Source organism: Pedobacter sp. ASV12 (assembly GCF_016429155.1).
Lineage (GTDB): Bacteria > Bacteroidota > Bacteroidia > Sphingobacteriales > Sphingobacteriaceae > Pedobacter.
Genome location: NZ_JAELUC010000007.1, coordinates 69497 through 84445, shown reverse-complemented (window position 1 = coordinate 84445; position 14949 = coordinate 69497). Strand labels below are relative to the sequence as shown.

Annotated in this window: 10 protein-coding genes; 6 read left to right on the top strand and 4 right to left on the bottom strand. The window is 45.1% G+C overall.

From position 1 onward, the window contains the following. The 5 genes from JHD69_RS03945 to JHD69_RS03925 form a co-directional block, all read left to right on the top strand. Positions 1–1090: TlpA family protein disulfide reductase (locus tag JHD69_RS03945; RefSeq protein WP_199137604.1), on the top strand; the 1090-nt coding region annotated here is incomplete at its 5' end. Positions 1091–1153: 63 nt separating this feature from the next. Beyond that, the gene (locus tag JHD69_RS03940) at positions 1154–1831 is read left to right on the top strand and encodes a LytR/AlgR family response regulator transcription factor (RefSeq protein ID WP_199137603.1); all 678 of its coding nucleotides are present in this window, start codon (positions 1154–1156) and stop codon (positions 1829–1831) included. A 97-nt stretch (positions 1832–1928) separates the two neighbouring features. Further along, a complete protein-coding gene (locus tag JHD69_RS03935) occupies positions 1929–5423 on the top strand; it encodes a response regulator (RefSeq protein WP_199137602.1) in 3495 nt (1164 codons plus the stop codon). Between the two features lie 8 nt (positions 5424–5431). Further along, positions 5432–6271 carry a CheR family methyltransferase gene (locus JHD69_RS03930; RefSeq protein WP_199137601.1) on the top strand — a complete coding sequence of 280 codons (840 nt, stop codon included), beginning with the start codon at positions 5432–5434 and terminating at the stop codon, positions 6269–6271. Between the two features lie 4 nt (positions 6272–6275). Next, entirely contained in the window at positions 6276–7862 is a 1587-nt protein-coding gene (locus JHD69_RS03925; RefSeq protein ID WP_199137600.1) for a response regulator, read from the top strand. Positions 7863–7884: 22 nt separating this feature from the next. Here JHD69_RS03925 and pth read toward each other — a convergent pair whose 3' ends face one another. The 3 genes from pth to JHD69_RS03910 form a co-directional block, all read right to left on the bottom strand. After that, complete coding sequence (gene pth, locus JHD69_RS03920; RefSeq protein WP_199137599.1) at positions 7885–8445, bottom strand: aminoacyl-tRNA hydrolase; 561 nt, start codon at positions 8443–8445, stop codon at positions 7885–7887. Between the two features lie 142 nt (positions 8446–8587). Beyond that, a complete protein-coding gene (locus JHD69_RS03915) occupies positions 8588–9166 on the bottom strand; it encodes a 50S ribosomal protein L25/general stress protein Ctc (protein ID WP_199137597.1) in 579 nt (192 codons plus the stop codon). Positions 9167–9245: 79 nt separating this feature from the next. After that, positions 9246–10187 (bottom strand): ribose-phosphate pyrophosphokinase, encoded by a 942-nt coding sequence (locus JHD69_RS03910; RefSeq protein ID WP_199137595.1) that lies wholly within the window; start codon positions 10185–10187, stop codon positions 9246–9248. A 386-nt stretch (positions 10188–10573) separates the two neighbouring features. On the opposite strand from JHD69_RS03910, the gene JHD69_RS03905 reads away from it, so the two are divergent. Further along, entirely contained in the window at positions 10574–13678 is a 3105-nt protein-coding gene (locus JHD69_RS03905) for a glycosyltransferase family 117 protein (RefSeq protein WP_199137593.1), read from the top strand. A 181-nt stretch (positions 13679–13859) separates the two neighbouring features. On the opposite strand, the gene JHD69_RS03900 is transcribed toward JHD69_RS03905, so the two are convergent. Continuing rightward, positions 13860–14825: an acetyl-CoA carboxylase carboxyltransferase subunit alpha gene (locus JHD69_RS03900; protein ID WP_199137591.1), complete on the bottom strand. Its 966-nt coding sequence runs from the start codon at positions 14823–14825 to the stop codon at positions 13860–13862. Between the last annotated feature and the right edge of the window lie 124 nt (positions 14826–14949).

Sequence of the window (14949 nt, the reverse complement as noted above, 5' to 3'; positions counted from 1 at the left end):
CCCCCCCCCCCCCCTTCTTCCCCCCCCCCCCACCACCCCTACCTACACATGTCGTGGTTCGTCGGCAGCGTCAGATGTGTATAAGAGACAGATCAATAACATTGCTAAACAAATTATTATTGATGACATCAATTACCGCTCGATTTACTTGTTGGATATGTTTGCCCGAACAGCAAATTTGGAAAAAAACACAATGGATAGCCTCATTCTCAAGATATTTGAAAACTCCAAGTTGCCAGGTCAGGCAGCCCCTTCCGGATCTAATTATTACAATTACTTAGATAGCTACTTCAAATATTTGGCGACGAAAGCTTTCTTAAAAGCCAAACAGGATAAAACTCCTGACAACCAACCCCTACCGTACTATGGCATTAGTTTGGATAGCGGCAAAACACTGGCTAAACAAAAAGGAAAATGGTACGTGGAATGGATAGGGGCCATAAAAAACATTCCTGCCAAAAATATTGAATCTTACTTTTATCAAAAAATTGCCTCCCTTTACACCGAAAAAAATCTAACCCACTTACAGTATTTAGCCGAAGCATTTGAAAAGCAGTTTCCCAGCAGCATTTACTTAAAGGATGTAAAGACAAAAACCACCAGCTTAAAACAAAGACTGGAAGAGAACCAAAGCAATAAAAATATTGTAATTATTAATGGCTACGAAAACATTAGCCGTATAGCTGATGTGATCAAAACACTTAGAGGCAAGGTAGTTTATCTAGACGTTTGGGGCACTTGGTGCGGTCCATGTAAAGAAGAGCTGCAATATGTACCTGAACTTAAAGCTAGATTTAAAGGTAAAAATGTAGCCTTTGTTTATTTAGACATGGATGAAGATAGCCAAGATGACTTCTGGAAACAGTTTATTAAAGTAAATGGAATGGAAGGCCTGCACCTGCGCAAAAGCCGACAAAACATCGCTCCATTTTGGAAAGAACTGTTAGCTGGAGCCCAAGACAAGAGCGAATACTATCCGCAATACTTCATCTTCGACAAGGCGGGCAAGCTGGTAGCAGCAAAGGCAAAACGGCCAAGCGACAGGGAGGAACTTTATCAACAAATAGACAGCATTTTAAACCAGGAATAATTTGACAAACTAGGATTTTTTGCACCTTTGTTTAACAAAATAAAAGCCAACCAAAAAATTTAAATGATTGCCATTGCTATAGACGATGAACCCATTGCCTTGGATATTGTGGCCAGCCACGCATCCAAAGTGCCCTTTTTAGCATTAAGGGCCAGCTTTAGCAACGCCTTTGAGGCCATCTCCTATCTGCAGCAAAACAAAGTAGACCTTATTTTCCTCGACATCAAAATGCCCGACATCAGTGGCATTGATTTTTTAAAGGCTCTGAGCAAGCCGCCCATGGTTATTTTTACAACGGCCTACAGCGAACATGCTGTACAAAGCTTCGAGCTCGATGCCGTGGATTATTTGCTCAAGCCCTTTTCGCTTTCGAGGTTTTTAAAGGCCTGCAACAAAGCCAAGGAACTGTTCGACCTGCGTACACAGGCGCCAAGGCCACAGAGCGATTTTATTTTTGTAAAAGATGGCTACGAACAGGTTAAGGTATGGCTTAAGGATATCAATTATGTAGAAGCTTCAGGCAACTATACCCAGTTCCATTTGACCAACGATAAGCTCATCAGTTCGCGGATTACCATTAACGAGCTGGCCGAAATCCTGCCCACGGCCCAGTTTGTGCGCACCCATCGGGCATTCATTGTGGCCAAAGACAAAATCAGCAAATACGACCGTACCCAGGTTTGGATCGGCGAAAAAACCATCCCGATAGGAACTACCTATTACGACTGCCTAAAGCCTTAGCCAAAACCCATAACAACCATCTTATGAGCCACTTAACGCACCACTTGGGATTATGCATGTTTTAATCCTATCTTAGCTTTATAATTTTTATTAATCGATGGTTAAGCTTTCTTTTAAACAACAGGTACTTACGGGTTTTGTTGTTTCGTTGCTCTTTGTTTTTATCTCGGCCCTGACTTCTTATTTTAGCCTCAAAGCCTTTTCCGAAAGTTCGCAATGGGTAAGCCATTCGCATGCCGTAATCAGCATTGCCGAGAAAACAGAAATTGAGTTGCTCAATGCCGAAACAGGCCTCAGGGGCTATCTCCTTACCGAAAAAGAGACCTATAAAAATCCCTACAACAAAAGCATCAACAGGATTATCCCAAATATAGACCAGTTAAAAAAACTGGCTCTCGACAATCCGCAGCAAGCCAAATTAGCCGACAGCCTGGAATTTTATGCCCTGCAAAAGATCGAGGACATGAAAACGATCGTCCAAAAGGTAAACAGCCAAGGCTTTGCCGCAGCACAGGCCAAAGCGGTTGATAGCATTGGCCAGATTTCCAAAGAAAACTTCCTCCGGATCAACAATGCCTTTGTTAAAAACGAGCAGGCCTTGCTCGATGAGCGCAAAAGCAACAACGAAAGCAAAAGTCGCACCACCATTATTGTGGTTATTTTAAGCGCGGTAATTATTTTTGGCCTTATTCTGTTTTTGCTGCGCTACATTAGGCGCACCTTCGACCAGCAAAAGGAAACCGAAAAAGAAATCTTGGAAACCAATAAAGAGCTGGCCGAAATATCGGCGCAAAACGAGCACAATAACTGGCTTTTGAGTGGCGCCGCCCAAATTAACGAAGCCATGCGCGGCGAGCAGGAAGTTGACGAGCTGGCCACCAATATCATTTCTGCCATTTGCAATTACATCGATGCCCGCATTGGCGCCCTGTTCTTAGTTGACGATAAAAAGCAATCGCTTTACCTGAGTGGCACCTATGCCTACGAAGGCCGACTCAAAAAGAACATCCACTTTGGCGAGGGCCTAGTGGGTCAAGCGGCCGTAGAAAAAAAGACCAAGTACATCAAGGATGTGCCGCCGGGCTATGTCAAGATCAGTTCTGCACTGGGCGAAACCGTGCCCAACTATCTTTTTTTGGTGCCGATTGTTTTTGAAGGCAAAACCATAGCCGTGGCTGAAATGGGCTTTTTACTAGCGCCACAGGCCAACAAGCTCGAACTGATTGCCAACATTGCCGAAAATATAGGCATTGCACTGAACAGTGCTTTGGCCCATTTGCAACTGAAACAGCTTTTTGAGCAAACACAGCAGCAGGCCGAAGAGCTGGCCAGCCAACAGGAAGAACTGCGTACCACCAACGAAGAACTGATTTACAAAACCGAAGCGTTACAGGCTTCGGAAGAAGAGCTGCGCGTACAGCAAGAGGAGCTGCAGCATGCCAATGCCGAACTCGAAGAAAAGGCGCAGCAACTCGAAGAGCGCAACGCTTCCATTAACCAGGCCAAAGAAGCCATTAGCCTCAAGGCGCAGGAGCTGGAACTGAGCAGCAAATACAAATCGGAGTTTTTGGCCAATATGAGCCACGAATTGAGAACGCCCCTAAATAGCATCCTCATTTTGGCGCGTATCTTAAAGGAAAACAGGCCGAACAACCTGCAGGAAGAACAGATCAAATATGCGGGCGTTATCCACAATGCCGGATCGGATTTGCTAACGCTCATCAACGATATCCTCGACCTTTCTAAAATCGAATCGGGCAATATTGACATCAACCTACAGCATGTCGACCTGGCTGATGTGAAGCACAACATCGAATCGTTGTTTAGCGAAGTGGCCAACAACAAGAAAATCGATTTCAACATCCAGCTTGCGGCCAATCTGCCCAAAGAACTTACTACCGACCAGGGCCGGTTGGAGCAAATCATCAAAAACCTGCTTTCCAACGCCTTTAAATTTACTCCAGAAAAGGGCAAGATCAAACTCGACGTTGGCTTGGCCCAAAATGCACAGTTTGGAGCAAACAGCAAGCTCAAAAGCAGCGCCAGCATACCCTTGTATTTTGCGGTTAGCGATACAGGCATTGGCATTTCCAAAGACAAACAGCGCGTTATTTTTGAAGCTTTTCAGCAGGAAGACGGCTCTACCAGCAGAAAATACGGCGGTACCGGCCTAGGACTATCCATTAGCCGGGAACTGGCCAGTTTGTTAGGTGGCGAAATACAGGTAGACAGCGAGCCGGTCATGGGAAGTACGTTTACCCTGTACCTTCCGCAAGACTTGGCCGCCACATCAAACAAGGAAACCAAAAACGAGCCCATTGCGCCTCCAGCTTCTGTACAGCCAAGCCGCGAAAGCCTGCCAATGCCATCCTTAGAAACAGGCAGCAACCCGATAGAAGGCAAGCACAGTTTGCTCATTGTAGAAGACGACGAGAATTTTGCCGAAATATTAAAAGCCTATGCCATCGAAAAAGGCTTTACCCCCATGGTGGCGCATAGCGGAGACCGGGGCTTGCAAATGGCAACCGAACTGCTACCCGATGCCATTGTGCTCGATGTGATGCTACCGGTAATGGATGGCTGGACCATCCTCAAAAAACTAAAGGAAAACCCGGCAACGCAGCATATTCCGGTACACATGATGTCGGCGGGCGACGAAAAAGTGGCCAAGGCCGAAAAAGAAGGAGCCATTGGCTTTTTAAAGAAACCCGTAGAAAAAGAAAAGCTAGACCACGCCTTCGAACTGTTGGGCCAGCAGCATGCCTATACCTTCAGCAACGTGCTGCTGGTAGAAGACCAGGTGCTGCAAAGCAACACGCTCAAAGAACAGCTGATCCAAAAAGGCGTCAAGGTATCGCAGGCCTATACCGGCAAAGAAGCCATGGCCATTTTGGAAGAGCAGACCTTCGATTGCATTATTCTTGATTTGAAACTGCCCGATATTTCTGGCTTCGCCCTTTTAGACCAGATCAAGGCCAATCCGGCATGGACACACATTCCGGTCATTATTAACACGGCCATGGAATTAGACAAGGAAAAAATGGCGCAGATTATGCGTTATACCGAGGCCATGGTACTCAAAAGCCACAAGTCCAACGACCGCCTGCTCGACGAGGTTAGCCTCTTTATGAACAGGTTACAAAAACAGGGCAGGCAACTCCCGTCAAGCTTAGCGCCTCCGGTGCCCGGTAAAAAAAGAGCCACCACGCTGGAGAAAGCACTCAAAGACAAAACGATCTTAATTACCGACGATGATATGCGCAATATTTTTGCCCTTTCAAGTGCGCTACAATTTTACGAGATTAATATCGTGATTGCCAATACGGGAGTAGAAGCACTTAAACGGCTGGAAGAACATCCACAAATTGATTTGGTGCTCATGGATATCATGATGCCAGAAATGGACGGCTATGAAGCTATGCGCCGCATCAGGCAAGATAAACAGTTTGAAAAGCTGCCCATCATCGCACTTACCGCAAAGGCGATGAAAAATGACCGTGAAAAATGCATTGAGGCCGGAGCCAACGACTATATTTCCAAACCCGTTGACGTTGACAAGCTCTTGTCGATGATGCGCGTTTGGCTTAGCTAACTAGAACCATGAGAAACTTTTCTGATCCTGCTAAAGAAACCATCTCCGAAAAAGAGCTGCATTCGTTGATCCACTTGATCAAAAAGGTGCATGGCTTCGACTTTGAGAACTACAGCACGGCTTCTTTAAAAAGACGGGTAAGCCGGATTATGGAGCTCGAAAGGTTAGATTATGCCGATTTGGTTAACATATTGACCAATGACCAGCATTATTTCGACCATTTTTTAACCGAAATTACCGTGAACGTTACCGAAATGTTCAGGGACCCTGCTTTCTATAAATCTTTTGCTGCACACGCCATTCCTTACCTCAGTTCTTACCAGCATATTAAAGTGTGGCACGCTGGTTGCTCAACCGGTGAGGAATTATATTCATTTGCCATTTTGTTTAAAGAGCACCATCTATATCAACGCAGCTTTTTCTATGGTACAGACATCAATCCAAATGCCCTTGAACAGGCCAAAGAGGGGATTTATGACCTGCGCCAAATGAAACTCTATTCGGAAAACTACCGCGCAACGGGTAGCATCCATTCGCTTGGCACCTACTACACAGCCAAGTACGATGCCGCTTCGATGATACGCGCATTGAAAAAAAATACCCTGTTTTCTGTACACAACCTGGTAACCGATGGCCCTTTCAACGAATTTCAGGTCATTGTTTGCCGCAATGTGCTTATTTATTTCAACACCCTGCTCCAAACCAAGGTTATCGAGCTCTTTTACAACAGCTTGGCCACTTTCGGCTTCCTTTGTCTGGGCAGCAAGGAAACCATCAGAAATACAGACCTCCTCAAACATTTTAAGGTCATTGATCAAAAAAACAACATCTATCAAAAAATAACATAGCGCCATGAATAAAATTAACCTTCTTATTGTGGATGATAAGGCTGAAAATATTGTTGCGCTAGAAGCGCTGCTGCATCAGGAAGATATCAATATCATTACTACTACCTTGCCCAACGAGGCCCTGCGCATTTGTTGGGAAAAAGACATCGCCATAGCCTTGGTTGATGTGCAGATGCCAGGCATGGACGGTTTTGAGCTGGTCGAGATTTTAAAGGACAACCCGCGTACCCAGGAAATCATGGTCATTTTTGTAACCGCCATTTCTATCGAAACCAAGTATGCCATTAAAGGCCTTAACGTAGGTGCCATCGATTACCTTTACAAACCGCTCGATCCTTATATTACTTCGGCCAAGGTCGATTCTTTTATCCAGGTGGTGCGCAACCAGCGCGAAATCAAGCAGAAGAACCTGCAGCTGGAACATTTTCAGGCCGACCTGATCAAGGCCAAGGAAGAAGCCGAACAAGGCAAAAGAGCCAAGGAAAATTTCATGGCGCACATGAGCCATGAAATCCGCACCCCCATCAATGGAATTATCGGCCTAACTCACCTGCTCAAAAAAAGCAAGCTCGACGAGCAGCAAAAAGAAATGCTTGAATTGCTGGAGGTTTCTTCCGAATCGCTGTTGGGTGTCATCAACGATATTTTGGACATTTCCAAAATCGAAGCGGGCAAGTTCAGGATGAACTTTGCCGAAACCGACATCAGGCTGCTCACCACTCAAGCCACCAACCTGCTCAACATCAGGGCCAAGGAAAAAAACATTGCCCTGATATTAGATCTTGACGAGAATCTGCCAGACGTAATTATTGCCGACTCGCTCAGGCTGAACCAGATCTTTATGAACCTGCTGAGCAATGCCATCAAGTTTACCAACGAGGGCGAGGTAAGGTTCAGAGCCGAAGTGCTGAATAAAAAAAGCAATAACGCACACATCCGTTTCTCGATATCAGATACCGGGATTGGCATTGCCGCCAATTTCAAGGACAAGATTTTCGAATCGTTTGAGCAGGTAGAAGACCACCGCATTTCGAGATACGGCGGTACCGGCTTAGGGCTTTCTATTGTCAAGAAATTGGCGGAGCTTAAAGGTGGCGTACTCGAAGTTGAAAGCGAAGAAGGCAAAGGCAGCACCTTTAGCTTTACCAAATGGTACGAGTTTGTTGAAGGCAAAAAAAATGCAAAAGAAAGTGATGTAGCTACCGAACTGCCAAGCTTGGAAGGCGTACGCATCCTGATTGCCGAAGACAATCCGATCAACAAGTTTTTGGTAGTGAAGATTTTGGAAAGCTGGAAAGTAGCTACGCACGTAGTAAACAACGGACAGGAAGCTTTGGATGCACTTAAAGAAAACAACTACGACCTGATTTTAATGGACACCTACATGCCGGTAATGGATGGCTTGGAAGCCACCAAGAAAATAAGAGCCGGCTATATACCAGGTAAACAATACATCCCGGTTATTGCCTTTTCGGCCGGCGTGTTGGATATGGACCGTGAAATTGCCATTGAAGCAGGGGCCAACGATATTGTAGGCAAACCCTTTAAGCCCAATGTGCTGCACCAGAAAATAAGCCGTTTTACCCGATAAATTTGAAATAAAGCAATCGGCCTTATTTGTTGTAGAGGGTCATGGTTTGTGCCGCGCCAATGGTAGCAAAGCTTTTGATCATGGTTACGGCTTTATTGATTAAGATGGGCAATTCTTTTTGCTCGTCTTTATCAAATCGGCCCAATACGTATTCGGCTTGCTGGCCTTTTCTAAAATTATCGCTAATGCCAAAGCGCAAGCGGGCATAGTTTTGTCCGCCACAAAGCTCTTCTATGCTTTTGAGTCCGTTGTGGCCAGCGCTGCTGCCCTGTAGTTTCATCCTGAGTTTACCCAAAGGCAGGGCCAGGTCGTCAACCAGCACCAACACATTTTCGGGCGCTACCTTCAATTCCTTCATCCAATAGTTTACGGCCTTGCCGCTCAGGTTCATATAAGTAGTAGGCTTAATTACATGTAGTTTTTTACCTTTCAAGCTTACTTCGGCATAATAAGCCAGCTTGAGCAGCTCAAAGCGGCCATCCAGCTCTTCTACCAGCTTATCGGCAATGTTAAAGCCAATGTTATGGCGTGTATCTACATATTCCGGCCCAATATTTCCGAGGCCTACAATCAGGTACTTCATGGCGCAAAGATAAGAATCAGTTGACAGTTTTTTGGGGGCAGTTTTTTAAACGTTTGCGAAGTTTAAAATTTTGCAGGGGTGGCCAACAAAAAGCGGCACAAAATTTCTTCTGTACCGCTCTGTAGCATACTGCTATTGGAAATTATTTTCCTTTAGCTTCGTTTTCTGCCTGTTTCAATGCTCTTGACATACCTACAGAAACGATAGTATCTTCTGGCGTGTTGGTTACAAAGTAATCAGCAGCTTGCAAATCGCGTACGCGGAACAAGTTACCAACTTCCATTTTGGCAATGCTTACCTCAACTACTTGCGGCATGTTTTTAGGCAATGCTTTTACGCGTAGCTTACGTAGCTTTTGAACCAATTTACCACCCATTTTAACACCTGGAGAAGTTCCGGTCAATTTAACTGGAATTTCCATCATGATTTCTTTGTCGTCAAATAACTGCAAGAAATCTACGTGCAATAACAAGTCGGTTAGTGGGTGAAACTGTGTATCTTTTACGATAGCTTTTACTTTTTTGCCATTTACTTCGATTTCAACAAAGTTAGCTTCTGGCGAATAGATAGCTTCGTTCAAGTCGGTTCTGGTAATTGAAAAGTGCACTTGCTCTTTACCACCATACAATACCGCAGGAACTTTACCTTCGTAGCGAAGTTCTTTGGCATCGCGTTTCCCTACGTTCTCTCTAAGAGAACCGCTAATTGCGATTGTTTTCATTTTTGATATATTTAATTGTAATAAATGCTTTTTAGTTTCGCTTGGGGGCAACCGGTCTCTGTGCGCGCTGTCCTGATCGTTATACCCTAAACAAATCGCTGATTGAACCATGTTCGTTTACATTGGCAATGGCCTTTGCAAACAATTTGGCAGTGCTCAGCACTCTTATTTTATCGCTCTGTTGTTTCAACGGAATGGTATCGGTTACGATCAGTTCTTCCAACACAGAGTTTTCGATGGTTTCGTAGGCTTTGCCCGAAAGCACCGGATGCGTACAAACGGCTCTTACGCTTTTGGCACCATTGTCCATAATCAGGGCCGCTGCTTTGGCCAATGTTCCGGCCGTATCGCAAATATCGTCTATCAGCACAATGTCTTGCCCGGTTACATCACCAATAATCGACATGGATTCGATTTCGTTGGCACGTTTACGGCGTTTATCGCAAATCACCACCTCTGCATTAAAAAACTTGGCAAAGGTACGGGCACGGTATGAACCGCCCATATCTGGCGAAGCAATAGTCAGGTTTTCAAGGCCGAGGCTTTTGATGTAAGGCACAAAAATGACCGAACCATCCAAGTGATCAACCGGAATATCAAAAAAACCCTGAATTTGAGCCGCATGCAAATCCATGGTCATGATACGGTGTATACCCGCCGCTTTCAACAGGTTGGCAACCAATTTGGCGCCAATGGCTACACGAGGCTTGTCTTTACGATCCTGACGGGCCAATCCGTAATAAGGAACCACTGCCGTTATGTAATGCGCAGAAGCTCTTCTGGCGGCATCAACCATGAGCAAAAGCTCCATTAAATTGTCGGTAGGCTGATAGGTAGACTGTACCAGAAACACATCGCAACCCCTGATCGATTCGTCAAAAGAAGGTTGAAACTCGCCATCGCTGAACCGACTTAAAGTTACGTCTCCTAGTGGTTTGCCGTAAGCGTCGGCAATTTGTTTAGCTAAATCTTTAGTGCCAGTTCCGGCAAAAATTTTAACTGGGTTAAATTGCAATGGCATGATTTGCGGGTATCAATGCGGGTTAAAAAAAATCGGATTGCGAATATTCACAATCCGAAAAAAATTTGTTGTCCGACCTGGATTCGAACCAAGACAAACGGTACCAAAAACCGTTGTACTACCCTTATACTATCGGACAATCTTCCATCTCAACATACTTTCGTTCCGAAATGGAATGCAAATGTACGCACATTTTTTATTTCTGCAAATCAGAATTAAAAAAAAATGAAAATATTTTTTTGGGCAAGCTCCATGCCTGTTGCAAACGATTTCTGCGGGTTAATTTTTGTTAAAAGAGCTCAAATGTTTATGCTTATTTCAATCTATTTCTTTATTTTCGGCAGCCTTATCGTGTGCATTAGGCACTTATTTTATCCATTTATAAAATGAACTATTCGAAAACAAACAACATCGTTGGCTGGATCTGCTTCTTCATTGCAACGCTAACCTATATTTTAACCCTTGAGCCTTCTGTGAGTTTTTGGGACTGTGGCGAGTTCATTGCCTCGGCATTGAAAATGCAGGTTGTACACCAGCCAGGTGCCCCACTGTTCCTCATGATCCAACGCTTCTTTTCTATTTTCGCTATGGGCGATAATACCAAAGTTGCCTATTTCATGAACGTAGGCTCGGCCATTGCCAGCGGCGCCACCATTTTGTTCCTGTTTTGGACCATTACCGCACTCGCCAAAAAAGTGTTGGTTAAAGGCCAGGAAGCCATCAGCAAGGCTACCTTGATCAGCATCATGGGCGCAGGTGCAGTAGGCGCATTGGCCTATACTTTTTCCGACAGTTTTTGGTTCTCGGCAGTTGAATCTGAGGTATATGCCCTATCATCGCTTTGTACTGCCATTGTTTTCTGGGCGATTCTAAAATGGGAAAGCATTGCCGACGAGCCCCGTGCCGATCGTTGGTTGCTTTTTATTGCCTATATCATGGGCTTGTCTATCGGCATCCACATCCTCAACTTGCTTACCATTCCGGCTATTGCCTTTGTTTATTATTTCAGAAGGACCAGCAATCCTACTGCTACCGGCATTATCAAGACCTTTATCATCGGCATCCTGATATTGGCTGTGGTTCAATACGGCATTATCCAATACCTGGTTTCTTTTGGCGCCTATTTTGATCTTTTCTTTGTGAATACGTTGGGATTGGGCTTCGGAAGCGGCGTACTTTTCTTTATCGTGCTACTGGTAGGCGGATTGGTTTTCGGCATCAGGTACTCGATTAAGCATCAAAAGAAAATCCTGAACCTGGCCTTGCTGTCAACCACACTGATTATTTTTGGCTATGGTTCATTCGCCATGATTTTGATCAGGGCGCAAGCCAAACCAAACCTCAACAACAGCGATCCCGACAATGCCTTCTCTTTCTTGAGCTACCTGAACCGCGAACAATATGGCGATAGGCCTTTGTTGGTTGGACCAAACTACAACTCTATTCCTAAATACAAGGAAGATGGTTCGATGCCTATTAGCGTTGACCAAGGAAACATCTACAGAAAAGGCGCCACCAAATATGAGATTGCCGGCGTAAAGAGCAAGCATATTTATGGAGAGAACGAAACTTTTCCAGACAGCATCCGCCGTCTGCAACACGAAGTATTGTTCCCGAGAATGTACAGCGACGAGCAACGCCACATCAACTACTATAAAGACTTTATGGGCTTTGACGACCAGCACTTTCCAAGTACCATAGACAATGTGGCTTTCTTTTTGCGCTACCAATCCGCTTTCATGTACTTCCGCTACTTTATGTGGAATTTCGCCGGTCGACAAAACGAAGACCAGGGCCAGGGAAGCTTGTACGAAGGTCGTTCGTTAAGTGGCATCAAGGCCATAGATGCGATGACATTAGGCGACCAAACCAATTTGCCACCGTCAATTAAAGACAGTACTTCCTATAACCGTTTCTTCTTCCTGCCATTGATATTGGGCTTATTGGGCATGATCTGGCATTTCAAACGCAAGCCAGAAGATGGCGGCATCATTGCCTTGCTATTCTTCTTTACGGGCATTGCCATTGTACTTTACCTCAACCAGAAGCCTATGGAGCCAAGGGAAAGGGATTATGCCTATGTGGGCTCTTTCTATGCCTTTGCCATTTGGATAGGCCTGGGCGTGTTGGCCCTAAAAGAATGGGTATTTAAAAAACTAACGCCACAAGCCGGTGCTATTGGCGCTACGGTAGTTGCCATTGCTTGTGCTCCCGTACTGATGGGCGCCCAAGGCTGGCGTGGCCACGACCGCTCGACCAAAATGGTTGCCCACGATATTGCCGTAAGTTACCTGGAGTCGTGTGCGCCTAATGCTATTTTGTTTACTTATGGCGATAACGATACCTATCCGCTGTGGTATGCGCAAGAAGTAGAAAACATTCGTCCAGATATCCGCTTGGTTAACCTGAGCTTGTTCGACACCGACTGGTACATCAACGGCATGCGCAAAAAGGTTCATCAATCGGAGCCTTTGCCGATTACCATGAAAGAATCGCAATATGTGGCCGGCGAAAGGGATGTGATGTATTACAAAGACTACCAAATTAAGGATCCGGTAGAGCTGAAACAGATTGTAGACTTGTTGCTGTCGGATGATAAAGACGATAAAATGCCTTTGTCTGATGGCTCAACTACCAACTTTATTCCGACCAAGAACTTCAAGCTGACCATAAATCCGCAGGAAGTGGTAAGCACAGGAACCGTACCGGCTTCGGAGATATCGAGAATTACCCCAGAAATGGTGTGGAAGTTTAACAAAGGCTACGTAACCAAAGGCACCTTGGCCATGCTTGATATCTTGGCGCACAACAACTGGAAAAGACCGGTTTATTTTTGCAGCACCGTGCCATCAGAGCAATTTAACGGCTTAGACAACTACCTGTACAGCGAAGGCTTGGCCCTAAGATTACTGCCTTTGCAACCCGATACGGCCAACAATGGCGAACAGGCCATCAACTTGGATCCGATGTATAACCACGTCATGAATAAATTCAAGTGGGGCAATGTGAAAAATGCCCGCTACTTGGATTCTCAGTCTACCGACGATATTTCGATCTTCAACAATGTTTTCAACAGCTTGACAACCGGCCTGATCAAAGCGGGCAGAATTGAAGACGCCAAAAAAGTAATGCGCAGGTACGACGAGGTAATGCCGACCAAGATCTATGGCATGCGTACCATGATGGGCGTGCCAACCATGGCCCAAAACCTTTATATCTTGGGTGAAACCGAAAAGGCAAACAGCCTCATCAAAAAATCGGCCGACTACATTGGCAAAGAAGTAGGCTACCTGGCCGATGTATCGAAAAGCAAAGACCAGTTAATTGGTGGCCAAAATATCCAAATTGGATTGATGTATGGCTTAAAACCAATGGCCGAGGTAGCGAACGAGTACAAACAGACCAAGCTTGCCGAAGAAGTGAACAGGCAATACAACGAATTGTATGGCAGGTTTGCACAGTTCTTCGGGCCTGCACCTGGCGCACGATAAAAAGGGGCCTTGTGCCCTCTCAAAAAAGCCCCATCTAAATTCGGTTAGATGGGGCTTTTTGCTGGAGCATGGTTTTCGGCCACGAATAATTCCGCCTGATGTAGGCCCTTAACAAAGCCAGCCAACAAAAAGGCCATTCTGCTGATGCAAAATGGCCTGCTGAAAATCATATGTTTTTTAATTATCCTTCGTTCACTACGCCCATCGAGCAGAATTTCTCAATTCTGGTGTCGATCAGTTTATCCGGGCTTTGTTTCTTTAAGGTTTTCAGGTCTTTTAAAATCTGCTCTTTTAAGGTCTGCGCCATCAGCAATGGATCTTGATGTGCACCGCCAAGGGGCTCTTTAACCACGCCATCAATCAGTTTGTTGGCATACATATCTTCCGAGGTGAGTTTAAGGCATTCGGCGGCTTTCTCTTTGAAATCCCAGCTTCTCCATAAAATCGAAGAACAGGATTCTGGCGAGATTACCGAATACCAAGTATGCTCCAGCATATAAACCTTATCTCCAATACCAATGCCCAAGGCACCGCCAGAAGCACCCTCGCCTACCACAAAGCAGATGATGGGCACCCGCAATACCGACATTTCCAACAAGTTGCGCGCAATGGCCTCGCCTTGTCCGCGCTCTTCTGCCTCCAGACCTGGATAAGCACCCATGGTATCGATGAAAGAAATAACCGGCTTGTTGAATTTTTCGGCCAAACGCATCAAGCGCAAGGCTTTTCTGTAGCCTTCAGGATTAGCCATGCCAAAATTGCGGTATTGACGCTCTTTGGTATTCTTTCCTTTTTGGTGGCCGATAATCATCACCGTTTGTCCGTCAATACTGGCAAAACCGCCAATAATCGCCTTGTCGTCCTTTACGGTTCTGTCGCCATGCAACTCGATGAAATCATCGCAGATCAGGTTGATGTAATCTAAAGTTTGCGGACGTTCGGCGTGACGCGACATCTGCACTTTTTGCCAACCTGTTAGGTTTGTATAAAGATTTGCACGGGTTTCGGCCAATTTCTCGTCAAGTTCGGCCAAAGTTGCAGACATGTCTACTTTGGTTTTTTCGGCAACTTGTTTTACCTTTTCTATCTGCTGCACTAAATCAGCTAAAGGCTTTTCGAAATCAAATGATGTTTTAATCTGTTCCATAAGCGGGCTGTAAAAGTAAGGAATAATCCCGAAACATAATACAATAAAATTTTCCGATGATTTTCTTTTTACTCCAAAAAGTTATAAAACGGCAAAGCCACGATGTTGATCATGGCTTTGTTTA

Coding starts and splice junctions, on each gene's coding strand:
- JHD69_RS03910 (WP_199137595.1), bottom strand. CDS start 10,187: ATGCCATTGCAATTTAACCCAGTTAAAATTTTTGCCGGAACTGGCACT.
- JHD69_RS03925 (WP_199137600.1), top strand. CDS start 6,276: ATGAATAAAATTAACCTTCTTATTGTGGATGATAAGGCTGAAAATATT.
- JHD69_RS03940 (WP_199137603.1), top strand. CDS start 1,154: ATGATTGCCATTGCTATAGACGATGAACCCATTGCCTTGGATATTGTG.
- JHD69_RS03915 (WP_199137597.1), bottom strand. CDS start 9,166: ATGAAAACAATCGCAATTAGCGGTTCTCTTAGAGAGAACGTAGGGAAA.
- JHD69_RS03900 (WP_199137591.1), bottom strand. CDS start 14,825: ATGGAACAGATTAAAACATCATTTGATTTCGAAAAGCCTTTAGCTGAT.
- JHD69_RS03935 (WP_199137602.1), top strand. CDS start 1,929: ATGGTTAAGCTTTCTTTTAAACAACAGGTACTTACGGGTTTTGTTGTT.
- pth (WP_199137599.1), bottom strand. CDS start 8,445: ATGAAGTACCTGATTGTAGGCCTCGGAAATATTGGGCCGGAATATGTA.
- JHD69_RS03905 (WP_199137593.1), top strand. CDS start 10,574: ATGAACTATTCGAAAACAAACAACATCGTTGGCTGGATCTGCTTCTTC.
- JHD69_RS03930 (WP_199137601.1), top strand. CDS start 5,432: ATGAGAAACTTTTCTGATCCTGCTAAAGAAACCATCTCCGAAAAAGAG.